At 70.1% G+C, this 23808-nt stretch carries 26 protein-coding genes and 1 tRNA gene; 8 read left to right on the top strand and 19 right to left on the bottom strand.

The window, feature by feature from the left end:
• The first annotated feature begins 107 nt into the window (after positions 1 to 107).
• Positions 108 to 878, top strand: a complete 771-nt coding sequence (locus ACQEUU_RS06315; protein WP_433061544.1) for an SDR family oxidoreductase — start codon at positions 108 to 110, stop codon at positions 876 to 878.
• A 27-nt stretch (positions 879 to 905) separates the two neighbouring features.
• Here ACQEUU_RS06315 and ACQEUU_RS06320 read toward each other — a convergent pair whose 3' ends face one another.
• Complete coding sequence (locus tag ACQEUU_RS06320; protein ID WP_433061547.1) at positions 906 to 1847, bottom strand: ribose-phosphate diphosphokinase; 942 nt, start codon at positions 1845 to 1847, stop codon at positions 906 to 908.
• Between the two features lie 20 nt (positions 1848 to 1867).
• Complete coding sequence (locus ACQEUU_RS06325) at positions 1868 to 2509, bottom strand: HAD family hydrolase (RefSeq protein WP_433061549.1); 642 nt, start codon at positions 2507 to 2509, stop codon at positions 1868 to 1870.
• A gap of 123 nt (positions 2510 to 2632) precedes the next feature.
• Between ACQEUU_RS06325 and ACQEUU_RS06330 the strand changes: the two genes are divergently transcribed.
• Positions 2633 to 4351, top strand: a complete 1719-nt coding sequence (locus ACQEUU_RS06330) for an alkyl/aryl-sulfatase (RefSeq protein ID WP_433061552.1) — start codon at positions 2633 to 2635, stop codon at positions 4349 to 4351.
• Here ACQEUU_RS06330 and ACQEUU_RS06335 read toward each other — a convergent pair.
• Positions 4290 to 4628 carry a hypothetical protein gene (locus ACQEUU_RS06335; RefSeq protein WP_433061555.1) on the bottom strand — a complete coding sequence of 113 codons (339 nt, stop codon included), beginning with the start codon at positions 4626 to 4628 and terminating at the stop codon, positions 4290 to 4292. The genes ACQEUU_RS06330 and ACQEUU_RS06335 overlap by 62 nt on opposite strands.
• Positions 4629 to 4798: 170 nt before the next feature.
• Here ACQEUU_RS06335 and ACQEUU_RS06340 point away from each other — a divergent pair, with 170 nt between their 5' ends.
• Positions 4799 to 6172, top strand: coding sequence for an MFS transporter (locus ACQEUU_RS06340; protein ID WP_433061558.1), 1374 nt, complete (start codon positions 4799 to 4801; stop codon positions 6170 to 6172).
• Between the two features lie 7 nt (positions 6173 to 6179).
• Here the strand turns inward: ACQEUU_RS06340 and ACQEUU_RS06345 are convergent, their stop codons facing one another.
• Positions 6180 to 7157: an NAD-dependent epimerase/dehydratase family protein gene (locus ACQEUU_RS06345; RefSeq protein WP_433061560.1), complete on the bottom strand. Its 978-nt coding sequence runs from the start codon at positions 7155 to 7157 to the stop codon at positions 6180 to 6182.
• Between the two features lie 201 nt (positions 7158 to 7358).
• Entirely contained in the window at positions 7359 to 9146 is a 1788-nt protein-coding gene (locus tag ACQEUU_RS06350; RefSeq protein WP_433061563.1) for a bifunctional metallophosphatase/5'-nucleotidase, read from the bottom strand.
• A 108-nt stretch (positions 9147 to 9254) separates the two neighbouring features.
• Here ACQEUU_RS06350 and mshD point away from each other — a divergent pair, with 108 nt between their 5' ends.
• The gene (mshD, locus tag ACQEUU_RS06355) at positions 9255 to 10217 is read left to right on the top strand and encodes a mycothiol synthase (RefSeq protein ID WP_433061565.1); all 963 of its coding nucleotides are present in this window, start codon (positions 9255 to 9257) and stop codon (positions 10215 to 10217) included.
• Here the strand turns inward: mshD and ACQEUU_RS06360 are convergent.
• The 3 genes from ACQEUU_RS06360 to dcd all read right to left on the bottom strand — a co-directional run bounded on the left by ACQEUU_RS06360 (position 10150) and on the right by dcd (position 12511).
• On the bottom strand, positions 10150 to 11154 hold the full coding sequence (locus ACQEUU_RS06360) for an anion permease (RefSeq protein WP_433061568.1): 1005 nt from the start codon (positions 11152 to 11154) through the stop codon (positions 10150 to 10152). The two genes, mshD and ACQEUU_RS06360, sit on opposite strands and share 68 nt — an antisense overlap.
• A 5-nt stretch (positions 11155 to 11159) precedes the next feature.
• Positions 11160 to 11777, bottom strand: coding sequence for a DUF47 domain-containing protein (locus ACQEUU_RS06365; protein WP_270153475.1), 618 nt, complete (start codon positions 11775 to 11777; stop codon positions 11160 to 11162).
• 158 nt (positions 11778 to 11935) lie between these two features.
• Positions 11936 to 12511, bottom strand: a complete 576-nt coding sequence (gene dcd / locus ACQEUU_RS06370) for a dCTP deaminase (protein WP_433061572.1) — start codon at positions 12509 to 12511, stop codon at positions 11936 to 11938.
• 86 nt (positions 12512 to 12597) lie between these two features.
• Here dcd and ACQEUU_RS06375 point away from each other — a divergent pair.
• Positions 12598 to 12671 (top strand) — tRNA-Gly (locus ACQEUU_RS06375).
• 7 nt (positions 12672 to 12678) lie between these two features.
• Here ACQEUU_RS06375 and ACQEUU_RS06380 read toward each other — a convergent pair.
• Positions 12679 to 13104, bottom strand: coding sequence for a type II toxin-antitoxin system VapC family toxin (locus ACQEUU_RS06380; RefSeq protein WP_433061575.1), 426 nt, complete (start codon positions 13102 to 13104; stop codon positions 12679 to 12681).
• A complete protein-coding gene (locus ACQEUU_RS06385) occupies positions 13101 to 13346 on the bottom strand; it encodes a hypothetical protein (protein ID WP_433061578.1) in 246 nt (81 codons plus the stop codon). Before ACQEUU_RS06385 ends, ACQEUU_RS06380 begins: the two co-directional genes overlap by 4 nt.
• Before the next feature lie 531 nt (positions 13347 to 13877).
• Between ACQEUU_RS06385 and ACQEUU_RS06390 the strand changes: the two genes are divergently transcribed.
• A complete protein-coding gene (locus tag ACQEUU_RS06390) occupies positions 13878 to 14324 on the top strand; it encodes a cytidine deaminase (RefSeq protein ID WP_433061580.1) in 447 nt (148 codons plus the stop codon).
• Positions 14325 to 15198: 874 nt separating this feature from the next.
• On the opposite strand, the gene ACQEUU_RS06395 is transcribed toward ACQEUU_RS06390, so the two are convergent.
• From ACQEUU_RS06395 to ACQEUU_RS06435, 9 genes are all read right to left on the bottom strand, one after another.
• Positions 15199 to 15807: a TIGR03086 family metal-binding protein gene (locus ACQEUU_RS06395; protein ID WP_433061583.1), complete on the bottom strand. Its 609-nt coding sequence runs from the start codon at positions 15805 to 15807 to the stop codon at positions 15199 to 15201.
• A 319-nt stretch (positions 15808 to 16126) separates the two neighbouring features.
• On the bottom strand, positions 16127 to 16402 hold the full coding sequence (locus ACQEUU_RS06400) for a hypothetical protein (RefSeq protein ID WP_433061586.1): 276 nt from the start codon (positions 16400 to 16402) through the stop codon (positions 16127 to 16129).
• A gap of 80 nt (positions 16403 to 16482) precedes the next feature.
• Complete coding sequence (locus tag ACQEUU_RS06405) at positions 16483 to 16953, bottom strand: hemerythrin domain-containing protein (protein ID WP_433061589.1); 471 nt, start codon at positions 16951 to 16953, stop codon at positions 16483 to 16485.
• Between the two features lie 118 nt (positions 16954 to 17071).
• Positions 17072 to 18292, bottom strand: a complete 1221-nt coding sequence (locus tag ACQEUU_RS06410) for an NAD(P)/FAD-dependent oxidoreductase (RefSeq protein ID WP_433061591.1) — start codon at positions 18290 to 18292, stop codon at positions 17072 to 17074.
• Positions 18289 to 18486: a ferredoxin gene (locus ACQEUU_RS06415; protein WP_433061593.1), complete on the bottom strand. Its 198-nt coding sequence runs from the start codon at positions 18484 to 18486 to the stop codon at positions 18289 to 18291. Before ACQEUU_RS06415 ends, ACQEUU_RS06410 begins: the two co-directional genes overlap by 4 nt.
• A gap of 29 nt (positions 18487 to 18515) precedes the next feature.
• Positions 18516 to 19298 carry a 3-(cis-5,6-dihydroxycyclohexa-1,3-dien-1-yl)propanoate dehydrogenase gene (gene hcaB, locus ACQEUU_RS06420; RefSeq protein ID WP_433061596.1) on the bottom strand — a complete coding sequence of 261 codons (783 nt, stop codon included), beginning with the start codon at positions 19296 to 19298 and terminating at the stop codon, positions 18516 to 18518.
• Between the two features lie 103 nt (positions 19299 to 19401).
• On the bottom strand, positions 19402 to 19707 hold the full coding sequence (locus ACQEUU_RS06425) for a hypothetical protein (RefSeq protein ID WP_433061599.1): 306 nt from the start codon (positions 19705 to 19707) through the stop codon (positions 19402 to 19404).
• A complete protein-coding gene (locus tag ACQEUU_RS06430) occupies positions 19704 to 20294 on the bottom strand; it encodes a 3-phenylpropionate/cinnamic acid dioxygenase subunit beta (protein WP_433061602.1) in 591 nt (196 codons plus the stop codon). The genes ACQEUU_RS06425 and ACQEUU_RS06430 overlap by 4 nt, the downstream gene beginning before the upstream one ends.
• Positions 20291 to 21697 (bottom strand): Rieske 2Fe-2S domain-containing protein, encoded by a 1407-nt coding sequence (locus ACQEUU_RS06435; RefSeq protein WP_433061605.1) that lies wholly within the window; start codon positions 21695 to 21697, stop codon positions 20291 to 20293. Before ACQEUU_RS06435 ends, ACQEUU_RS06430 begins: the two co-directional genes overlap by 4 nt.
• 426 nt (positions 21698 to 22123) lie before the next feature.
• Between ACQEUU_RS06435 and ACQEUU_RS06440 the strand changes: the two genes are divergently transcribed.
• Both ACQEUU_RS06440 and ACQEUU_RS06445 read left to right on the top strand, forming a co-directional pair.
• A complete protein-coding gene (locus ACQEUU_RS06440; RefSeq protein ID WP_433061608.1) occupies positions 22124 to 22909 on the top strand; it encodes an IclR family transcriptional regulator in 786 nt (261 codons plus the stop codon).
• Between the two features lie 158 nt (positions 22910 to 23067).
• A complete protein-coding gene (locus ACQEUU_RS06445) occupies positions 23068 to 23808 on the top strand; it encodes an SDR family NAD(P)-dependent oxidoreductase (protein WP_433061611.1) in 741 nt (246 codons plus the stop codon).

Below are 23808 nucleotides of genomic sequence, written 5' to 3' on the forward strand. Positions count from 1 at the left end.
CGCTGGAGAGGCGGCTGCGGCGTGCGGCGCTGGTCGACTCCCTTGACCAGCTCTTCGACTGAGGAAAAGGCGTTGATCGGGGCACCCCGCTCGGAGACGATCTCCGGATGAGCACCGGGCAGAGCGCGCGGCCCGTGGCGCTGGTCACGGGGGTGGGCAGGACCGTCGGCATCGGGGCCGGGATCGCGAGGCGGCTGGCGGCCTCGGGCTGGGACATCGGGTTCACGTACTGGACGGCCTACGACGAGCGGATGGCGTGGGGAGCCGAGGAAGGGGCCGCCGAGGCGATCAGGAAGGCCCTGACCGCCGAGGGCGCGGCCGTCGTGGCGGTGGAGGCCGACCTGGCCGGGACCGACGCGCCGGCGCGGGTCTTCGACGAGGTGGAGAGCCGGCTGGCGAACGTCACCGCGCTGGTGATGTGCCACTGCGAGTCCGTCGACTCCGGGCTGCTGGACACCACCGTGGCGAGCTTCGACCGCCACTTCGCGGTCAACGCGCGGGCGAGCTGGTTGCTGATCCGCGAGTTCGGCCGCCGGTTCAGGGGCGCGCCAGGTTCGGGCCGGATCGTCGCGCTCACCAGTGACCACGTCGTCGGCAACCTCCCGTACGGGGCGAGCAAGGGCGCGCTGGACCGCATCACCCTGGCCGCCGCCCGCGAGCTGGCCCACCTCGGCGTCACCGCGAACGTGATCAACCCCGGCCCGGTCGACACCGGCTGGATGTCCGGCGAGCTGCGCGACACCGTCGTCGGCCACACTCCGCTGGGCCGTCTGGGCACCCCGCGCGACACGGCCGACCTGGTGGAGTTCCTGTGCTCGCCGCGCGGCCAGTGGATCAACGGCCAGCTGCTCAAGAGCGACGGCGGCATCTCCGCGTAGGGGCGGGCCGGGCTACGCCCGGGTGGGTCACGGGGTGGCGAACAGGGCGCTGACGGACTCGCCGTAGTGGATGCGGCGCATCGCCTCGGCGAGGGCGGGGGCGATGGACAGGACCGTGAGCTTGTCGCCGGCCTTGGGCGGCGGGGGGACGGTGTTGGTGCAGACGATCTCCCGGACCTCCGGCAGCGCGCCGAGGCGCTCGATCGCGCCGTCGGAGAACAGGCCGTGGGTGCAGGCGATGCTGACGGAGCGGACGTTCCGTTCGCGGAGGCGGTCGAGGAGCTCGATGACCGTGCTGCCCTTGGCGATCTCGTCGTCCAGGATGATCACGTCCTTGCCGTCGACGTCGCCGATCACCGAGCTGATCACCACGCGGTCGTCGCTGAAACGCTGCTTGGCGCCCATCGCGACGCCGGTCCCGATCAGGCGGGCGAAGTGGGCGGCCTCCTTGGCGTTGCCCAGGTCGGGGGAGACCACGACCGTGTTGGACAGGTCGTGGCGGGCGAAGTGGGCGGCCAGTTCGCGCAGCGCGTGCAGGTGGTCGACCGGGACGCTGAAGAAGCCGTGCACCTGAGGCGAGTGGAGGGTCATCGCCAGCACCCGGCCCGCACCGGCGGCCACCATCAGGTCGGCCACCAGGCGGGCGCCCATGGAGATGCGCGGGGCGTCCTTCTTGTCGGAGCGGGCGTAGGCGTAGTGGGGCATCACGACGGTGGTGCGCGCCGCCGAGGCGCCGCGGGCGGCGTCCAGCATGAGCAGCAGCTCCACCAGGTGCTCCTGGGTGGGCGGCACCAGCGGCTGGATCAGGAAGACGTCGCGCTCGCGGCAGTTGGCCTGGAGCTGCACCTCGACGACGTCGTTGGCGAAGCGGGAGACGCGCACCGGATGGAGGGGGACGCCGAGGTTCGCGCAGATCTCCTCGGCGAGGTCGGGGTGGGCGCTTCCGCTGAAAACCGTGATGTCTCGCACGATTCCTAGAGGATAGCGGGTCACCCGCCGAGCAGATCAGAGGTCAGCGCGTCCAGGTCGTCGACCACCCGCCAGGCGAGGGCGAGCGCGTCCCGGCCGGGCGGGTAGCGCGGATGGGGAACGGCGACGACCCGCATGCCCGCCGCGTCGGCCGAGCGCAGCCCGTTGGCGGAGTCCTCCACCGCCACGCACGCGCCCGGCTCGACGCCCAGCCGTCTGGCCGCCTCCAGGTAGCCGTCGGGTGCGGGCTTGCCGCGGGCCACCTCCTCGGTGGAGACGGTGGCGTCGAAGCAGTCGTGCAGGTCCCCGGACTCCAGGACCACGTCGATGAGCCGCCGGGGAGAGGAGCTGGCCAGCCCGAGCGTGAAGTGGTCGGCGAGCCGCCGCACGGCCTCCGGGGCGCCGCGCATCAGGGGCAGGTGGTCGCGGTAACGCTCGGCCATCAGGTCGACGACCCGCCGGGCGATCTCGTCCGGCGGGAGCCGGACGCCGAGCTCGTGCAGGTACGCGGACCATTCGCCGGTGCTCATGCCCATGAGGCGGGACTGGGTGTCGGCGCGCCAGGTGCCGCCGTGCTCGGCGACGAAGGCGCGGCGTACCTCCTCCCAGACCGGCTCGGAGTCGACCAGCACACCGTCGAGATCGAACACACAGGCTTCCACGCCCCAGAACCTACCCATGCCACCAGATGTCCACTATTTCCCGAAAAGTCAATCCAAGGGAGCTTCATGGTGTTTCGGACGTACGTTGACTGTGATTTCCCGCTTTCCGGGCACTTCTCATGCATGGCCGAGCTTCCATACGAGCCGGACGACGCGGGCGTGGGGTTCGTCGCGCCGCTCACCTCCACCGTGGTGAGGGACGCCGACGGCGCGGTGGTGTGGGACGCGGACTCGTACGGCGGCGGCGACGGGGAGTGTCCGGCCACCGCGCACCCCAGCCTGTGGCGGCAGGCCGGAGCGCGCGGCCGGCACGGCCTGTACGAGGTGGCCGAGGGCGTCTACCAGGTGCGCGGCCTCGACCTGGGTCACCTGACCCTCGTCGAAGGGGACGCCGGGGTCGTCGTCGTGGACCCGCTGCGCTCCACCGAGTGCGCCGCCGCCGGGCTGCGGCTCTACCGCCGGCACCGGGGCGAGCGCCCGGTCACCGGCGTCGTCTACACGGGCTCACGGGCCGACCGCTTCGGCGGCGCGCGCGGCGTCACCCCCGGCGGCGTGCCCGTGCTCGCGCCCGCCGGTTTCCTCGACCGCGCCGCCGAGGAGTTCCTGTACGCCGCCCCGGCCGCCGCCCGCCGGGCCGCCTACACGTACGGACCCGCCCTGCCCGGGGGACCGGGAGGACGGCTCGGCCCGGCCCGCTCGGCCGGGACGGTCTCCCTGCTCCCGCCCACGGCCGCGATCGAGCGGACCGGCCAGGAGGAGACGCTCGACGGGGTGCGGTTCGCCTTCCTGCCGCTGCCCGGCGCGGCGCTGGCGTTCCTGCTGCCCGAGCGGCGGGTGCTCTGCCTGCCGGTGCGCGCTCCCGACGACCCGCCGGACGCGTGCGACCCGCGCCGGTGGACGCGCTGCCTGTCCCGGGCCGTCACGCTCTTCGCCGGCCGCGCGGACGTGGCCTTCGCCGCCCACCACGGGACCGTACGGGGCGCCGGGGAGATCACCCGCCTGCTGGAGCGGCACCGGGACCTGCACGCCTACCTGCACGACCAGACCGTGCGCCTGATGAACAAGGGGCTGACCGCCGAGGAGATCGCCGAGTGCCTGCAGCCGCCGCCCGCCCTCGCGGCCCTGCCGGGCGCGCCCGGCGTCGTCAGGGCCGTCTACCAGCACTACCTGGGCTGGTTCGACGGCAACCCGGCACGGCTGTGGGAGCACCCGCCCCGCCAGAGCGCGATCCGCTACGTCGAGTGCCTCGGCGGCGGCCCCGCCGTGGTGGCGCTGGCCGAGCGGTACGCCGCCGAGGGCGACCTGCGCTTCGCCGCCCAGCTGCTCGGCCACGCCGTCTTCGCGGACGAGGGCAACAAGCGGGCCCGCGACCTGCTGGCCGAGGTGTACACCCGGCTGGGCCACGGGGCCCGCGACGCCGCCTGGCGCAACGCGTACCTCATGGGGGCGCTGGAACTGTCGGACGGGATCACCCCGGCGGCCGGCGGGGGCGTCGCCCCCGGCGCGCTCGCCGCGCTCAGCCCCGAGCGGCTCTTCGACGCGCTCGCCGTCCGGGTGAACGGCCCGAAGGCCTGGCACGAGCGCCTGGCCATCGACTGGCACCTGACCGACCTGGGCCGCCGCTACCGCACGGTGCTGTCCAACGGAGCGCTCATCCGGCAGGACGACCCGCCGGACGGGCCGGTGGACCTCACGCTCCGGCTCACCAGGACCCAGCTCGCCGCCCTGATCGAGGGCCGGGGCGTCGGCGAGGTGTCGAGGGACGGTGACCTGCTGGCGCTCAGGCGCCTGTTCGCCGCGCTGGACGACCCCGTCCCCGGCTTCGCGATCGTGACACCCTGACCGGGCGCGTCCACAGCAGCGTGGCCGCGACCGCCAGCAGCACCGGACCGAGCACCAGCGGAGCCGACGGCCCGCCCGCGTGCCAGCTCGCCATGGCGGCGCTCACACAGGTCAGGACGGTCACGCCGAACACCGCCGCCCACAGCGGCAGCACGTACAGGAAGCCGAAGAACAGCGGGAACACCAGCCAGACCAGCGGCGGCGCCAGCAGTGAGAGCACTGCCCACGTCAGCGTGGCCGCCACCAGCCAGAGCTGCTCGCGCGCGTCACGAGTCATCGACCCAGCGTAACCGTCCGGTCGCTCACCGGCGGCACGGCGCGGCGGCCGCGTGCCGGGCGTCCGATCGGTGGCCGGGGGATGGCGGGTGTCCGGATCGGGCAGAGATCTGGTCTGCGCGCTGGTGAGCCCGGAGACGTGCCGGCCGCTGACCGAACCGGGGGGAGTACGTGGCGGACATCCGCAAGCAAGCGCTGGCCGTCTGTCTTGCGGCCGCCTTCATGGCCGGGCTCGACGTGAGCATCGTCAACGTCGCCCTGCCCTCGATCCGGGAGGGCCTGCACGCCTCGGAGGCGGGGCTGCAGTGGATCCTGTCCGGGTACGCGCTCACGTTCGGCCTGCTCCTGGTGCCCGCGGGCCGGCTGGGTGACGCGCGCAGCCGGCGGACGGTGTTCATGTGGGGGGTCGGGCTGTTCACGCTCGCCAGCGCAGCGTGCGGGATCGCCGCCACCATGCCGGTGCTGATCGTGGCCCGGCTGCTGCAGGGCCTGGCCGCCGGGCTGATCAACCCGCAGGTGTCGGGCCTCATCCAGCAGATGTTCCGGGGCGCGGAGCGGGGGCGGGCGTTCGGCGCGCTCGGCGCCACCATCGGCGTGTCCACCGCGGCAGGGCCGCTGATCGGCGGCGCCCTGGTCTCCGCCTTCGGCGCCGATCACGGCTGGCGGCTGGTGTTCCTGGTGAACGTGCCGATCGGGCTCGTCCTGGTGCCGCTGGCGTACCGGCTGCTGCCGCGGCCCGAGCGGGGGAGCGGCCACCGGGAGAGCATGGACCCCGTCGGGGTGCTGCTGCTCGGGCTGGGCGTCACGGTGCTGCTGCTGCCGTTCATCCAGCAGCACCAGTGGCCGGGTGCCGGCAAGTGGCTGCTCGTCCCGGTGTCGCTGGGGCTGCTGGCCGGGTTCGTGGCCTGGGAGCGGCGCTACCGCCGGGAGCCGCTGGTCAACCTGGCGCTGTTCGGGGTGCGTTCCTACGGCCTCGGCACCGCCATCGCGCTGCTCTACTTCGCCGGCTTCACCGGCATCTTCTTCATCTTCACCCTCTACCTGCAGGCGGGCCTGCACTACAGCCCGCTGATGGCCGGTCTGTCGATCACGCCGTTCGCGGTCGGCTCGGCCTGCGCGGCGCTGGTCGGCGGGCGGCTGGTGAACCGCGCGGGCCGGCGGGTGGTGGTGGCCGGCCTGGTGACGGTGGTCGCCGGCCTCCTGGCCACGATGGGCGCCACCCTGCTCGTGCCCGGCCCTGACGTCGCGCTGGCGACCGCGCTGCCGCTGCTCGTGGCGGGCGTCGGCAGCGGCCTGACGATCGCGCCCAACCAGGCGGTCACCCTGTCGGAGGTGCCGCCGTCGGGCGGCGGGAGCGCGGCGGGCGTGCTGCAGACCGGTCAGCGGCTCGGCTCGTCCATCGGCATCGCCGCCGCGGGCTCGCTCTTCTTCGGCGCGCTCGGCCAGGGCTGGCCGGTCGCCTTCAGACACGGTCTCACGGTCGTCGTGCTGTTCGTGTGCGCGGCGCTCGCCGCCGCGCTCTACGACCTGCTGCGCCGCCCGTGACGGCCGCTCAGGCCAGCAGCGCGGCCTCCACCGCCGGATCGAGGCCGACGGCGGGCCGGTCGGGCCGCTGGGGCGCCTGCCCGCCGATGCTCCGCAGCCAGGCCCAGGTGTCGGCCACGGTCTCCTCGACGGGCCGGCAGCGCAGCCCCGCCGCCACCGCCCTGGACACGTCGGCGCCGTGCATGAACGCGTGGTCGTCGCCGGTCAGCCAGATGGGCAGCTCCACCCACGGCTGGACGCCCGCCGCCAGGATCGCCTCCTCGCTCGTCCAGCGCAGCTCGGCGTCGGACCCGGTGACCCGCACGCAGGTCTCCAGCAGCTCCCGCATGGTGGTGAATCCCGGCGGACTCACCACGTTGAAGGCGCCGCCGACCCCGTCGAGCGCGGCTTCGAGGCACCAGCGGGCCAGGTCGCGGGCGTCCACGTACTGCAGGCCGAGGCTCGGGGGCTCGGGCGCGAGCACCGGCCCGCCCCGCGCGATCCTGGACAGCCACCAGGGCAGCCGCCCGATGTTCTCGTGCGGCCCGAGGATCAGCCCGGCCCTGGCGAGCAGCGCCCGCTCGCCGAACGCCGCGGTCGCGGCCAGCTCGCCGCCCGCCTTCATCTCCGCGTAGCCCTCGTCGCCGCCGTCGGGTGAGCCCTCGACGACCGGGGCGCTCTCGTCGGCCCCGTACGGGACGGGCGCGGCGTAGACGGACCGGCTCGACACGTACACGTAACGACCGGCGCGGCCGGCGAGCAGTGAGGCGGCGTCGCGCACCGCGGACGGCGCCCACGACCAGGTGTCGGCCACCACGTCCCACTCGCCGGCGGCCAGCGCGTCGAGCCCTCCTGGCCGGGTCCGGTCGCCGCGCAGCGCCGTCACCCCGGGGGGCGGCTCGTGCGTGCCCCGGTTGAACACCGTCACGTCGTGGCCGAGGGCCAGCGCCTCCGACACGAACGCCCGGCCCACGAACTCGGTCCCGCCCAGTACCAGCAATCTCATCCGCTCACTGTCGCGCCGCCGGCGGCACGGCGGAACCCCGCGCAGCCGACAGCGGAATCGCTCACAGCGAAATCCGAGGATTAAGCCCGAGATCACCGGGCAGAGGCGGGTCGGAGGTTGTCGCGAAGAGGGACCAGGGCCCGCTTCCCGTAGGTTTCAGGGGCGTCAGTTACGGGAAGCGGGCCCTGCCGCGTCCGGAGGTCAGCCGGTCACGGTGATCCGGTTCGTGGCCGGAGGCGCGATCGGGTTGTTCTGACCGAGATGGTCGACGAACGCGTCGATGTCGAGCGGGCCGCTCCACAGCTCCGTGCCCTCGGTGAACACCGGGAACGCGTCACCGCCGCCGACCAGGAAGTTGTTCATCGCCACCCGGATCGTCTGGGTGTCGGTCACCGGCTGCCCGTCGATCATGAGGGCGGAGACCTTGGAGCCCCACGCGGCGCTCTGGCTGTAGGTGTAGGTCAGGTTCGCCGACGGCTGCAGGATCCGGTTGAACGGCTGGTTGTTCGGGCCGCCGGTGAACTGCTGCTCCAGCGCCGTCTTCAACTGCGCCCCGGTCAGGGTGATCACCTGCATCAGGTTGTTGAACGGCTGGACCGTGAACGCCTCGCCGTAGGTGACGACGCCGTCGCCCTCACCGGCCGGCGAGCTGGCGTAGCTCAGCGAGGCGCGCAAGCCGCCCGGGTTCATCAGCGCGACCTGCGCGTTGCCGCCGGTCCTGGTGGCCGCCAGCTGGGCGTCGGCGATCAGGTTGCCGAGCGGCGACTCCCCGGAAGGGGCCGCGGTGTTCGGGATGTCCGCGGTGATGGTGCCGACGGGCCGGTTGGCCACCTCCGAGACGCGGTCCTTCCACGTCTGGACGAACGCGCTGATCTCCGCGTCGGGGGTGACCGTGCGGGTCACGACGTGGTTGTCGGCCACGACCGAGGCCCGGTCGATGTCCCTGGTGCGGAGGTCGACCTTGAGGTCCACCTGGGTGATGACCCGGCCGAACGAGCCGCCCTGGGAGTGCAGCCGGTCACGGCCCTTCGGGTCCTTGACCGTGCACAGGTACGCCTGGTGCGAGTGGCCGCTGAGCACGAGGTCGATCTCGGCGTCCACCTGGGTGGCGATCCGGTTGCCCGCGCCCGGGACGGCGCTGCACGCGTCGGGCGACTGGTTCGGCGTCACCTGGTCGCCCTCGTGCACGAGCACGACCTGCGCCTTCACCCCGACCAGCTTGAGCAGCTTCGAGGCCACGTTCGCGGCCTTGACCTCGTCCACGAACTTGATGTCCTTGATGCCCTCGGCGGTGACGATCGTCGGCGTGGTCTGCGTCACCAGGCCGATGAAGCCGATCGGCACCCCGTTCATCCACTTGACGCTGACCGGGGGCAGCGCGGGCACGCCCCAGTCGGCCATCAGCTTCTTGATCTGCGGGCTGGTGCCGAGCGCCGACAGCGCGTCGGTGCGCTCGTGGCGGTTCTTGAAGAGCACGTTGGCGCCCACGTAGTCGAAGGCGGCGCCCTTCCACCTGCCGGCGGGGGAGCAGCCGTCCACCGGGTGGCAGCCGCCCTTCATGATCCGCCGGAGCTCGTCGTACCCCTCGTCGAACTCGTGGTTGCCGACCGCGGCCACCTGGAGCCCGAGCTTGCCCATCAGCTCGACCGTGGGCTCGTCGTGGTAGGCGGCGGAGATGAGCGGGGTGGCGCCGATGAGGTCGCCCTGGGCCACCGCGATCGTGTTCCTGTCGGCCAGCGCCTTCAGGTGCGTGGCCACGTACGCGGCGCCGCCGGCGTCGACGGTGTTGCCGTGCTCGTCGACCATCCGGCCGGACGACCCGGTCGGTGGTTCGAGATGGCCGTGGAAGTCGTTCAGGGCGAGCAGCCGGACGGGGACCGTCCGTGGCTTGGGTGCCTTGCTCGCGTCTGCCGGAAGCCCGGCGAGCAGAATGCCGCCTGCGGCGACCGCTCCGGCGAGTCCCAGCCGGAAGAGTGAACGGGACGTCATGGCCCTTGACGTTACGGCGACAACCAGTGGAGCCAATGTCGCAAAGGTAACGATTCATCGGGTCCCCGGCTGGCGGTATTTGCCAGTTGTACGCCTAGAGTTCGAGCTGTGAGTACGCACGTGAAGATCAGAGAACGGCTGGACGACCAGGAAATCGCCGATGTCCTGAGTGTCGTCGAAGCGGCGACGGAGACCGACCGCGTCCGTCCCCTCAACGAGCACGTGATGCTGCACCTGCGCTACGGCGGCGACCCGCGCGCCCGCTCGGTGCTGCTGTACGCGGACGGGCTCGTCGGATACGCGCACGTGGACCCCACGGACGAGGTTGAGGGTCCCAGCGGCGAGCTGGTGATCCACCCGGCCCACCGGGGCCGCGGTCACGGCGGGGAGCTGCTGCGCGCGGTGCTGGACCTGGCGGGCGGCAGGCTGCGGCTCTGGGCGCACGGCGGCCACGCCGGCGCCGAGGCGCTGGCCGCGTCGCTGGGGCTCGTGCGCGCCCGCTCGCTGTGGCAGATGCGGCGCTCCCTCTACGCCCCGATCCCCGAGGCCACCCTGCCGGACGGCGTCACGCTCCGCACGTTCGTGCCCGGCCAGGACGAGGAGGCGTGGCTCAAGGTGAACGCCGCCGCCTTCGCCCACCACCCCGAGCAGGGGTCCTGGACCGTGGAGGACGTGTCGCGGCGCGAGCGCGAGCCGTGGTTCGACCCCGCCGGGTTCTTCCTGGCCTTCCGCGGCGACCGGCTCGTCGGCTTCCACTGGACCAAGATCCACGGATCCGACGAGCACGGCCACGAGCCGCTCGGCGAGGTCTACGTCGTCGGCGTCGACCCGTCCCAGCAGGGCACCGGCCTCGGCAAGGCGCTCACCCTGACCGGCCTTGAGCACCTGCGCTCGCGTGGCCTCGCCCAGGCCATGCTCTACGTGGACGAGACCAACACGGCGGCCATCCGCCTGTACGAGTCGCTCGGGTTCGCCCGCTGGGACGTCGACGTGATGTACGCGGCTACTCCACCGCCCAGTGCAGGGCGTAGTACGACAGAGCCGCCACCAGGGCCGCAGCCGGGATCGTGAGGATCCAGGCGGTCACGATGTTGCCCGCGACCCCCCACCGCACGGCCGACAGCCGCTTGGTCGAGCCCACACCCATGATCGCCGAGGTGATCGTGTGCGTGGTCGAGATCGGCGCGCCGAACCCGATCGCGGCCCCGTACAGGACCGTCGCCGCCGCGCTCTCGGCGGCGAAGCCCTGCGGCGGGTCGAGCGCGATGATGCGGCGGCCGAGCGTACGCATGATGCGCCAGCCGCCCGCGTACGTGCCCAGGGAGATCGCGGCCGCCGCGGCCAGGATCACCCACTGCGGGATCGGGTCCGACGGCGCCACGTAGCCCCCGACCGCGAGCGACAGGAAGATCACGCCCATGGTCTTCTGCGCGTCCTGCAACCCGTGGCCGAGCGCCATCGCCGCGGCCGAGACCGTCTGCGCGTAGCGGAACCCCCGGTTGGTCTTGCCGGGCTGCGCGTGCCGGAAGATCCAGTAGATCGCGATCATGATCGCCGCGGCGAGGCTGAACCCCACCAGCGGCGACAGGATCATCGGGATGACCACCTTGTCCACCACGCCGTCCCAGTGGACGACGCTGGCCGACGCGAGCGCCGAGCCGATCAGGCCGCCGATGAGCGCGTGACTGGAGGAGGAAGGCAGCCCGAAGTACCACGTGACCATGTTCCACGTGATCGCGCCGATCAGTCCCGACGCCACGATCACCAGGCCGTGCGAGCCCTGAGGCGCGTCGATGATGCCCTTGCCGACCGTCTGCGCGACCTGGGTGCCCAGGTGGGCGCCGATGAAGTTCATCGCCGCCGCCATGAACAGCGCGGCCCTGGGGGTCAGGGCCCGGGTGGAGACGGAGGTCGCGATGGCGTTCGCCGCGTCGTGGAAGCCGTTGGTGTAGTCGAAGATCAACGCCACCACGACCACGCCGATGATGAGGGCGAGCGTGAGGTCCACCGGGCCTAGCTTTCCTTGACCGCGATGGACTCGACGGTGTTGGCGACGTGCTCGAAGGCGTCGGCCGCCTCCTCCAGCGCGTCGATGACCTCCTTCATCTTCATGACGGTGAGCGCGTCGTACTCGCCGCTGAAGAGCTTGGCCAGCAGCCGGCGGTAGACCTGGTCACCCTGGTTCTCCAGGCGGTTGACCTCGATCCAGTACTCGTTGAGGTTCTTCATCGACCGCAGCCGGGGCATCGCCTCGGCCGTCAGCTCCGCCGCCCGCTCCAGAACCTCCACCTGCCGCACCACGTCCTTGGGGAGGTGGTCGATCTGGTAGAGCACGATGAGGTCGGACGCCGCTTCCATGGCGTCCATCACATCGTCGAGGTTGGAGGCGAGACGGTAGATGTCCTCGCGGTCGAACGGAGTGATGAAACTCTCGTTGAGCCGGTTCATGATCGCATGAGTGCGTTCGTCCCCGGCGTGCTCGCAGGCCCGCATCTTCTCGGCCAGGGACTCCCGGTCCGATCCGTCGCTGATGATCTCTACGAGCAGGCGTGATGCGGTGACCAGATTGTTCGCCGAGTCGGCGAACAGGTCATAGTAGCTGTCCTCACGTGGCGTGAGCCGCAGGCGCACGTCGTTCTCCAGATGTGCGGGGATGGTCCGTGGAAAGGGTAAGGCTTACCAGGTGAAATGCGAACTTCATGTCCCCTTCTCCTAGTCGCTACCCTCCGTATGCTGTACGACACCGGGGCCAGAGTACTTCCACCGACATGTCGCCGCGCAGGCGGGTACTACACCTTCGTCCGATGGAACTTCTGGAACGACCGCGACGGCGTCGGCCCGCGCTGCCCCTGGTAACGCGACCCGTACTTCTCCGACCCGTACGGGAACTCGGCCGGCGAACTCAGCCTGAACACGCACAGCTGCCCGATCTTCATCCCCGGCCACAACTTGATCGGCAACGTGGCCACATTCGACAACTCCAGCGTCACATGACCGCTGAACCCCGGATCGATGAACCCGGCCGTCGAATGCGTCAGCAGCCCCAGCCGCCCCAGTGAACTCTTGCCCTCCAACCTCGACGCCAGATCGTCGGGCAGCGTGATCACCTCATAGGTGGAGGCGAGCACGAACTCCCCAGGATGCAGGATGAACGGGTCATCCCCATCCGGTTCGACCAGCCGCGTCAGATCCGGCTGCTCACTGGACGGATCGATGTGCGGATACCTGTGGTTCTCGAACACCCGGAAGAAGCGGTCGAGCCGCACGTCGATGCTGGACGGCTGGACCATGTCACGATCGAACGGATCCAGCGCCAACCGGCCGGCGTCGAGCTCGGCGAGGATGTCGCGGTCAGATAGCAGCACGAGGAGCAACCTACCGGGATGCGGCTATGGCTTGGTGAAGTGGTCACGGTTTCCGCTAGAGTGTTGGTCGCGGCCTCGGGTCGCAGGCGGGTGTAGTTCAATGGCAGAACATCAGCTTCCCAAGCTGACAGCGCGGGTTCGATTCCCGTCACCCGCTCCACCAACTCTCAGGCAAGTAGCTCAGGCAGCAGCCTGAACGCTGGTACGTGCCTGGGGCGGATGAGCGTGAAATCCCGCCGGTCGATCGTCGCGATCTGCGTGACGCCCAGACGTTCGGCAATAGCGACTACGGACACGTCAGCCGGGTCGAGGCGAGCATCCTTGTAGAGTCGGACGAGTTCGGCCATCCGCCTCACATCCACAGGAAGTAGCTCAACCAGCTCGAACTCCTCGATTACGAGATCAAGAAACTGGGCGTGTACAGCAGGTCCCATGTGCCTGTTGATCGTCCAGCCGGCTTCAATCAAGATTGTCGACGGAAGGAGCAACGGCCCCTCCAGACACTCAAGAAGCCGTACACATGAGACATGGTGCATGTCGTCTCGATCGACGACAGCGATCAATGGGCCGGTGTCCAGAAGTGTGGCGATCACACCGACCGATTGAACCGCTCCGCCAGCAGATCTTCGACCCGTTCTGACAGATCTCCCTCGCCAGATGCGCCGATTCCGGCGATCGACAGCCGACGACGCCGAACCGGCTCAGATGACTCCTCGTCGGCCGCCTCGGCCAATTCCGGATCTGTCTTGACCAAACGCAGCAGCCGACGTGCCTGCTCCGGAGACAGCCGGTCCACCAGATGGTGAAGCTCATCATGCGCATGCTCAGCGCTCATGCCCACGAGTCTACGCAAGCAGTTCCGCTAGCGGCAGCAGCACCACACCCAAGGGCTGTCGTACGACCGTAATCATCGCCTTCAGGCCCGCACGAGTCTCTCGACACGTAGGTTTTGTGCCAGATGCGTGCCAGAACGGACGGGGCGCTGCGGTCACTCACGGCTACTCACGAGCAGCAGATACCCTCTGGCCTGCACCGTCGCTTCCCAGCTCAGCGCAGCAAGATCAGTAGATGGTTCCCAAGCTGACAGCGCGGGTTCGATTCCCGTCACCCGCTCCAAGACTGAAGGCCCAGGTCGCGGAAGGTTTCCAGGCCCGATCCTTGATCGTTTTCAGGGCTGTTCGAGTTCTCGGGCCATTAGCACGATCACCACTGGCAACACGGCAGAAAGCCGAGCCAAGGGCGACCAAAGATCGGGGTGGCCCTCCCCATGCTCACCAGCGCATGTCGTTGATCGCGATACGAGCCCGGGAGATCTATCAGGTGGCCGGCGAGGCTCTGCCACGTCTTGATGTGTCACGATGCCGACATGCAGCTTGATCAAAACCTCGTCGACGCGGCCATTGCACAGATGGATCGGCGATGGCCCCCTGGCGAGCAGGGCGGTGCCGCGGCCGTCTACTTGAACGATGGGCAAATCCTGACCAGCGTCGGCCTGGACAACCTCAACGGCGGAGTATCCCTATGCCACGAGACCGGCGCCATCTGCCAGGCTTACACACTCGATAAGAAGATCACCGCCTCCGTATGCGTATATCGGGACCCCGAACGTGAGCGCGTCCTCGTCCTTCCTCCGTGTGGCATCTGCCAGGAGCGTCTGGCCCTGTGGGGACCTGACGTCCAGGTCGGTGTACCCGACGACTCCAGCGCGACGGGATGGAGGGCTCGCACTCTTCGCGACGTGAACCCGTTCTACTGGGGATCGCAGTTCACCGAGGACGGGACCTGGCCGGCCCCTGAAGTCCACTTCTCCTGACCGACGCAAGTACGGCCCGCAGTGACAGAGTCCTGGCCGACACCCCTCACCGGCCGGTGATCCCCGTGCCATTCGCGTGCCATCAGCCCCCGGTAACGAGGGGTCAACCACGGTCACTCACGACCAGTCCAACCCCCAGGTCAGCCGCCCTACATGAGGTGATCGCTGCACTTCCCGAGCTGACAGCGCGGGCTCGATTCCCGTCACTCGCTCTCTTGGAGAGCCATGCTCGCCGCTCCCTGTGGGTCGGCTTCGCCGGGCTTTCGTCCTGATCGGAGGGACGGCCCCTGAGGCCTCCGCGTGCCATCCTCATCGTGAGGCTTGTCGTCTCAGGGCGCGGTTGCTGTCGCCTTGCAGATCGGTCTCGCGTACGTCGGCGCCTCCGCAGGATTCCGCGTGCTCTTTCGCGGGCTAATCTTTCAGGGTGGATCACGATGAGCCTGTGATCGAGTTGTGGAGTGATGCCGAGCTTGCTGTCGGGGCCGGCTTGGCCGTTCTGTTGATCCTCCTGCCCACTGTCGTCTGGCTTGCCAGGGTCATGCTGTCCCGCCGCAGATAGTGCCGTCGGCGGCAATGAACCCGCGACCTCACGGCGCGCCGCTGCCCACGACGCTCACGATCAAAGTCGCATGAGACCGGCAGCAGCTGGTCGAACGCGTGAAGAGCTCTTCGAGGTGTGCCTGATAGTCGACGTACCACCATCTGACACCATGTCCGTCGATGAAGCCCGCCAGAGCCCTTTCACGATAGGCGGCCACTCGGCAGCGATCGATGCAGGTCCCAAGCTGACAGCGGATTCGGTTTCCGTCACCCGCTCCACCTGTGAAGGCCCAGGTCAGAGATCGATGCTTCCTGACCTGGACCTTGATCATTTCTAATGCCTTCTCGATGTATCCACGTCACTCGGACGCCACTGGGGGTCGCGGCCGAGGAGACCAAGGACGCGGTGCTGGAGTGGGGCGTCGTCGGGAACTTTGACCTCTGGGCCGAAGACGACGATGCCGGGACCGAGGGCGCCAGGGATGCGCATTTTCTCAGGGATCTGCTGGAGACCGGGCCACATCGCCTCGATCTCAGACGGGTCGATCGTGTCGTCCTGTCCGGTGGCGCGGGCGAGGTCCCAGCCGTGCAGGACCATGTCGGCACTGACCACCTGGTCGACATGCTGCTCGACGGTGAGCCGCCCTGCCGGAGTGCCCACCTCGCTCGCGGCGATGGCCCGGTCAGCGAGCAAGGCTTCCACGTCGGCACGTGCCGAGACGAAGGCGGCAAGCGGGTCCTCCTCTACGGTGGGCGCGGCGCTGAGCGACTTGCCGAGTGGGCTGAGCATCGCGCCGTGCATGTCGACGATGTGGCCGACGACGTCTCTGGCGTTCCACTCATCGCAAGGCGACGGGTTGGACCACTGATCGGGCCTGACGGCGGCGACCTTGGCCGCGAAGTTGTCGGCACGAACCCCGTAGCGGGCGGCGATCTCGTTCATGGGCGCTCCCTTTTTCCTCAGCCTGGCCAGGGACGGTATACGAGACGGGCGACAGAATCCCCACGGTCAGGCCGAATCGCGTGGACCGGGCGCGGGCCACGATCGGGGGCGATGTCTCCAGCCTGTTGCGCGGCGGTCAACCGTACGGTGAGGAAGTTCTCCAGCGCGTTGGGCAGGGTGAGCTCGACTGCGGCGAGCGGCGGGTCAGTGAAGGCCGCGGCCTGGCTGGGAAAGAGTGAGGATCCGCGCGGTGACCAGGTCCGGGGCTTCGATGGGCAGCGGGTGTCTGCGCCCGGCCGCCTGCCCGGATCGATCGGATCTACATCAGCAGGACTCGGTCGGCGTCGACATCGAACCCGAGATCTGGATGGTCGGGAGATCCTTCCGCGCTCAGCAACACAGACTTCCCGAGACGTCGTCCGAGCAGGTAGAAGAGTTCCACGAGGACGTCCAGCCGTTCCTGCCCCTGCAACTCTCTGAGATCGACGTCGAAGTCGATCGACTCGGTTTGATACATGCGGAAGATGATCAGCATGTCGGGGGCCAGCCAGACTCTGAGCTCAGGTACGCCGCCGGCATCGGCCGCTACGGCCATGTCGGCAGCCGAAGTGAGCTCCGTCGGTTCGCCACCCACCAAGTAGGTGCGATTTGCGCGACTTCTCCTGGAGTCACCCGTCATAGCGGGCCCAGTGTCTCCTCCGGGGTGGTGTCCAGGTCCAGGCTTTCCAGGACCGCGAGGAGTTGTCGTTCCTCGTAGCGGAAGTGGCTTTCCATGATCGCTTCGATCCCTTCCAGGTGGCGGTCGAGTTCGGCGGGGGTGGCCGCGCGTTCGACCGCGGCGCGGAGGCCGGCGACCAGGTGGGCGATCATCGAGTGGTCCTGTTGGAGGGAGCGCAGCACGGGTGCGAGGTGCGGGTGCGCGGCCTCGATCGCGGGGAACAGCTTCCGGTCCTCGCCCCGGTGGTGCCCGTCGAGCGCGGTGCAGAACCCGTGGCAGTAGAGCAGCAGGTCACGGGTGGCGCTCTCGCCCGGTGCCCCGTCGTCGAGCGCGGTGCGGGTGACGAGGAGGGCCTCGCGCAGGCGGGTGTGCACGCGGCGCAGTTCGTGGCTCCAGGCGACGAGCCTGGTGGTCTCGCGGTCAGTCACGGAAGACTGAAGGATGCGACGAGAACATCGTCAGGCTCCTTCGATCCGGCGCCTCCATGCCTGACACGGCCTGTCACCGGCACGCGACGCTGGCGCCAGCCTATCGGAAACCGCACCGCTATGCCCCGACCCGTCCGCCGGCGGTGTGCAGGTCGGACGCGAGGTCGCGCCAGGCGGCGGCCTCCCGCATCGCCTTGCGGCACCGCACCAGGGCTCGGGGCCAGTTGACGACCACGGCGCCGCGGAGCCGGTCGTGCTCGTCCGCGTACAGCGCCGCGAACCGCTGATCGGCCATCGGATCGCCCAGCACGGCCGTGGCCGCCGGTCCGGTCGCGTCGCCTATCACGTGGATCTTCCAGTCGTGCTGGTCGCTCCAGACGAAGTCGACGGGCCGGTACGGGCGGGGTGAGCGCGGTTCGATGATGTTGTGCGCCACGCAGGCGGCCTGGTCGACCGCGTTGGTCCAGTGCTCGGCGCGCACGTGACGTCCCCGGGTGAGGTCGAACCAGCGCGCGACGTCGCCGACCGCGTAGACGTCGGTCGTGCCCACGGCCCGGCAGTACTCGTCGCAGACGAGGCCGTCGTCCAGCTTGAGGCCGGACGCGGCGAGCCAGCCGTCGCCGGTGGCGGCGCCGATCCCGGCGACCACGGTCGCGGCCTGGAGCTCGGTGCCGTCGTCCAGGGTCACCGCCAGGTGCCGCCCGCGGCCGGAGACGCCGGACACGCCCACGCCCATCAGGCACCGGACGCCCGCGTTCTCGTGCAGGGCCAGGACCGCTCGCGCGATGTCCGGGCTCAGCGATCTGCTCAGCGGGAACGGCTGGACGTCGACCATCGTCACGTCCAGGCCGAGCCGGCGTCCTGTGGAGGCGACCTCGGCCCCGACGAACCCGGCGCCGATCACCACGAGAGGGCCGCCGGCCATGAGGTCGCGGCGCAGCCCGGCCGCGTCGGCGAGCGTGCGTACGACGTGCACCCCGTCCGTCGTCGCCCAGGGCGGGCGGCGGGCAGAACCGCCGGTGGCGACCACGAGCCGGTCGTAGCGGGCGGTACTCCCGTCCTGGAACGCGACCACGCGGGCCCGGGGGTCGAGTCCGACGGCGCGCAGGCCGAGACGCAGGTCGATCCGGGCCGCGCGGGCCTGTTCCGGCGTCAGCAGGCGGATGCCGTCCGGGACGGCCGATCCGGTGAGCAGCGCCTTGCTGAGCGGTGGCTTGTCGTAGGGCGCCTCCGTCTCCAGGTCGACCAGGACGATCTCGCCGTCGTACCCGCCGCCGCGGAGGGCCTGCGCGGTGCGGACGCCGCCGACGGAGGCTCCGACGATCAGGGTGCGCGTCATGCGCCGGTCACCCTGAGCGCGGAGACGGGGCAACTGCGCACCGCCTCCTCGACGCGCCGGCGGTCCTCGTCGGCCACCTCGGTCCTGAGGACCACCACGACTCCGTCGTCGTCGATGTCGAAGTAGCGGTCGGCGCCGACGACGCAGTTGGCGTAGCCCTGGCACGCTTCCGGATCGGCTTCTACGGCTGCCACGTGTATCACTCCTGTGAGAGGTCGAGGGTTCACCTGACGCGGATGCCGCCGTCGGAGTGGGCGACGTCCCCGGTGACGCCCCGGGCGCGCCGGGAGGCCAGGTAGACGTAGCTCCAGGCGTGGTCCGTTCCCGACATGGCGATCGCCAGGGGGACTCTTCCGGCGAGTTCGGCCGCGCGTCCCGGGGTGTCGTTCAGCCGCTTGTCACGCAGGCCGAGCGTGGTGGGGCCGCGCAGGTCGGTGTTCATGGTTCCGCCGGGCGCCACCGCGTTGACCCGGATGTCGGGTGCGAGCTCGTGCGCCAGCGCGGTGACGAGGCCGCGCACGGCGTGTTTCGAGCTGACGTAGAGCACGCCGCCGCGTCCCGGGTAGTAGGCGGAGGTCGACTCGGTCAGGATCACCGAGCCGCGCGACCTGCGGAGCTCCGGCAGCGCGGCCTTCACCGCGTGCAGGTTGCTCTTGACGTTGACGGCGAAGATCTCGTCGAAGGCGTCGTCGATCTCGTCGTCGTCGAGGTCGGCCAGCCCTCGGTAGAAGTCGAAGATGCCGACGCAGTGGACCAGGACGTCGAGGCCGCCGAACTCGTCCGCCGTCCGGCGGACCGCGGCGCGGTTGTCGGCAGGGGTGGTCGCGTCCCCGACGACGACGGGCACGCCGGGCAGTTCCGCGGTGAGAAGGCCGGCTTTGTCCGGGTCGCGTTCGAGAACGGCGACCCGGGCGCCCTCCGACAGGAAGGCGTCGACGACGGCGCGTCCGATCCCGGACCCTCCGCCGACGACGAGCGCGCGCTGGCCGTCCAGCCAACCGGTCATCGGGCGACACTCCTGACTGCTTGGGGGGTTCCGTGGCGAAGAGGGCCGGCGGCGGTGAGTCGTCCGCGCGGGCGGCCGCACCGGCCGCGCCGGGCAGGCGGGCTCACGGGGTGTCCGCCAGCAACGGCCTGAACGGATGCCCGACCATGGCCGACAACGTCGCCGTGTTCTGCCAGGTCAGGGCTTCGAGTTCGAGCGGGTCGACGGTGATCCACTGGCCGGTCTTCGGGGAGTCGATCAGCAGCCGGGTCCCGTTCCTGGTCTGTACGCACACGACGCGGATCTCGGCGAACTCGTTGGCGATCACGATGGGGTCGCCGACCGCGTGGTCGAGGAGGCGCCGGCGTCGCTCGGCGGCCTGCTCGGCGGCGCGACGGTCCTCTTCCTCTCCTTCCCAGGTCAGGCTCATAGGAAGATCGCCAGGTTCTGCATGCGGATCACCGACTCGTCGGCGGAGATCAGCCTGCGGGCCAGCTTCCACTCGCCGTCGCACTGCCGCAGGAGGTCTTCGCGGCCCGCCGAGACGAGCGCGGACTCCCCGACGTCGCCGCGGCTGCGGAACAGGAGCACGGCGGACTCGACGACGAGTTCGTCGTCCCGGTCGGTGGCGAAGGTCCGTACGTTGGTGACGAAGTGACGGAGCCGGGACGGCGGGTCCTCGGTCCAGGCGTGCTCGGTCGCGAACCGGGCCACTCGCTGGCGCAGGGAGTATCTGTTCTCGTCGAAGTGGGCCATGCCGGGGGCGGTGTCGTACCCGGCGCCCAGCGCCGTGGTCACCTTCACCGGCATGTAGTAGTGGATGTCCTCGGTCAGCAGGTCCAGCCAGGCCGGGTAGTCCTGCTCGTCGAGGAGGTAGGCCTCGTCGACGAGCCATCGGTGGGCGGTGAGGTGCCGGGTGTCGTCGAAGGCGAGCGTGGCGCCCACGCGGCTCGTGGTCGAGGCGTGCCCGCCGAGGGGCGACCGGCGGGAGTCGACCCGGAGGTGATGGGGGTTCATCGGCCCGCCTCCGTGAGGTCGTCGCCGAGGCGTGGTGAGGCGGGCGTCCCGACCTCGACGGGGGCGTGGCGGACGGCGGGTCGTTCCAGGTGGTCGGCCCAGTCCTTGAGCAGGAACCGCTGGTTGTACTCGCCGTAGCCGACCCTGGCCACCCCGGGTCCGGCGAACTCGTCGGGGGTCAGGGCGGGGACCACGGGGCTGTCGTCGGAGCGCAGCCCCATCCTGTTGTTGAGCAGCAGCCGGCGCGCCATCGACCCGGCCGCCGTGGTGGTGAGCGACACCCAGTTCTCCACGTCGTCCTGCTCGAACATCCCGGTGCTCCCGAAGCACATGAGGTAGGCCTTGTAGGACAAAGCCTTGAACTCCTCCGGCGCCTCCTTGTCGACGGCGAACCACGACAGCACCTCGGTCTCGTCCTCACTGATCGGCTGCCATTGGCGGATCGAGATGAACGGGAGCACGTCGTCGGAGTCTTCGATCTTCGGCCAGTTGTGCACGAAGCTGAGGTTGGGGAACACCGACGCCGCGGAGATCATGAAGCCGTTGTCGCCGATCACGGCCAGCTGCTCGGCCGACCAGTTCGCCTTCATCCGCTCGATCATGGCGTCCGGGTAGCCGACGTACCGGAGTCGCTCGTCGAGGGTTCCGGGGGGCAGCTTGTAGGTGGTGCCGCCGCCGCGTCCGGCCCAGTAGGTGCAGCCGTCTTTGCGCTTCTCCGCCTTGGGTTCGCGGAAGAGGCCGATCTCCACCACGCTGGCGTGGGTCTGCGGCGTGTGGTACATGTCCCCGGCGAAGTTCTCGGCGCCGATCTTCCAGTTGGCCTTGACCCGCCAGCGCTGCGGGCCTCTGAGCTCGATGCCGCTGGCCGACTGTTTGGTGTAGTAGTCCAGGTAGAACGTGAAGTCCCCGAGGTAGTCCCTGAGCGGCGGCGCGTCGGGGTCCAGGCTGATGAAGATCAGCCCGTTGTACGTGTCGAGCGCGGGCGCGGGCAGCAGGGTCTGTCCCTTGCGGCGGAAGCCCGCCTCCCCGCCGTACGCCTCCTGGTGGAAGGGCAGGCCGACGATCCGGCCGTCGTTGCGGTAGGACCAGCCGTGGTACGGGCATCGGAAGTGCGTGGCGTTGCCCATCTCCGCGCGGCACACCTGCATGCCCCGGTGCAGGCACATGTTGAACATGACCCTGACGTCGCCGTCGTTCCCCCGGGCGACGATGAAGGAGTCCTCCAGCACTCGGCGTACGACGTAGTCGCCGGGCTCGGGCACCTCCGACTCGTGTCCCACGAACATCCACGCCCTGCTGAACAGCCGCTCCCTCTCCAGGTCGAAGATCTCGCGGTCGTTGTAGATGTGGGCGGGGGTCATCCCGCGTCTGACGTCGTCGAGGACGGTTCCATGATCAAGCATGCCGCATGAGCCTCAGCTTCCTAGTTCTGTCTATCAGAGGCATTCTCTACAGGTAAGAGTAGAACGGCAAGCGATGGCGCGAACTTCGAGCCCGCGGCCGGGCTGGACCGGCCGCGGCGCGACCCTGCGCGGGCGGACCGCGATCAGGTGTGATCGCCGGGAAGCCCGGCGCCGGCTCAGGTTTCAGAGATATCCTCTGCACATGAGAATCTGTCGGCGCAGGGCGGGCCGGCGGGCTCCGGGCCGAGCCCGGCGGCCTTGAGGTGACGAGGTTCTCAGCCTGACGCCGTGGCGGGGAGCGGCCGCCTTTCGTATCGGGATGCCGCACGACACGTTCATGGACAAGCCGTGTGTGGGAGAACCGCATACACGTGAGAGGAGGGCGGGGGAAACGGCTCGTCAGAGCACCGCGCCCCCCGACGACGGATGGCGGACAAGCAGCAGCCGGGGCGGCCCAAGGGGACCCCGCAATATCCCATCGAGTCCGTGGACAACGCGCTGCGGCTCCTCCTGTGGTTCCGCGACCACCGCCAGATCCGGCTGACCGACGCGAGCACGCATCTCGGGGTGGCGTCGTCGACCGCGCACCGGCTGCTCGCGATGCTGCAGTACCGCGGGTTCGTGCGGCAGAACCCCGCGACCCGCGCCTACGAGCCCGGTCCCGCGCTGAGCTCGGTGGCCTCGGCGATCGTGCGCCACGTCGACGTGCGCACACGCGTGCGCCCGGTGCTGGAACGGCTGAACAAGGAGTTCGGTGAGACGGTGCACCTCGCCCGGCTCGAAGGGCACAGCGTCAACTTCCTCGACGCCGTGGAGAGCACGCGCGCGGTGCGCGTCAGCTCGCGGGCGGGCATGGTGGTCCCGGCCCACGCGACCTCCAGCGGGAAGGCCATGCTGAGCCGCCTGCCGATGGAGGATCTGCGCGAGCTCTACCCGGACGAGGCCCTGGAGCCGGTCACCAGGAACACCCTCGTGACGAGGGACGAGCTGGAGGCCGCGGTCGAGCAGGCCAGGCGGCGGGGCTACGCGACGAGCCAGGAGGAGAGCGAGGAGGGCGTCGCCTCCGTCGCGGTCGCGATCGAGAGCCCGAGCGGCACCCTCTTCTGTCTCAACGTGTCGGTGCCGACCTACCGGATGACCGCGTCGCTGAAGAAGGAGATCGCGCAGTCGCTGAAGAACGCCGCCGACGAACTGAGCGCCGAGCTCGTCTGACCGCGTCGGGGAGCCGCGCCCGTCCGTGCTCGCCGGCTCCTTGAACGGGTGTTCCCTCAGGGCATAAGCTAGCGATCGCTAAGTGCTGGAGGGCTGCCGCGGCCCCCGCCCGGCCGGAGGTGCCGATTGCTTCGCGCCCTTTCAGGAAGGAACGTCCCGTGACCGGTCGCCCGACCGCCCTGGTGACCGGCGCCTCACGGGGCATCGGCTTCGCCATCGCCCACCGCCTCGCGGAAGCGGGCCACGACCTGATCGTGTGCGCCCGCCGGGCCGGGACGGTCGCCGACGCCGCGCGGAGACTGGCCGCGACCGGGGCACGGGTGCACGCCGAGCAGGTCGACCTGGCCGTGGAGGAGGACGTGCGGCGGCTGGTCGAGGTGTGCCAGGAGAGGTGCGACCGGCTCGACGTGCTCGTGCTCGGAGCCGGGATCGGGACGGCGGGGCCGATCGAGGAGGTGCCGCTGCGCCGCTTCGACAAGGTGTTCGCGGTCAACGTCCGCGCCCCGTACGCGCTCGTACAGGGCCTGCTGCCCCTGTTGCGCAAGGGCGCCGCGGCGAATCCGCGGCGCGGCGCGAAGATCGTCGCGCTGGCCTCGATCACCGGCGTCTACCCCAGTCCCGGCCTGGCCGTGTACGGCGCCAGCAAGGCCGCGCTGGGGGCGCTGTGCCGATCGGTCAACGCGGAGACCTCGGCGTCGGGGGTGTCCGCCACGGTCATCAGTCCCGGCTACGTCGACACCGACATGACCGAGGGGGTCCGCGACGAGGTCGACCCGGCCGCGATGATCAGCACGTCGGACATCGCCGAGCTCGCGATGAGCGTCACCCGGCTGTCGGTCAACGCGGTCGTCCCGGAGCTGGTCGTCACCAGGCCGGGCGGGCAACTGCATCGAGCGTGA

The organism is Nonomuraea sp. CA-218870 (genome assembly GCF_050936535.1).
GTDB classification, from domain to species: domain Bacteria; phylum Actinomycetota; class Actinomycetes; order Streptosporangiales; family Streptosporangiaceae; genus Nonomuraea; species Nonomuraea corallina.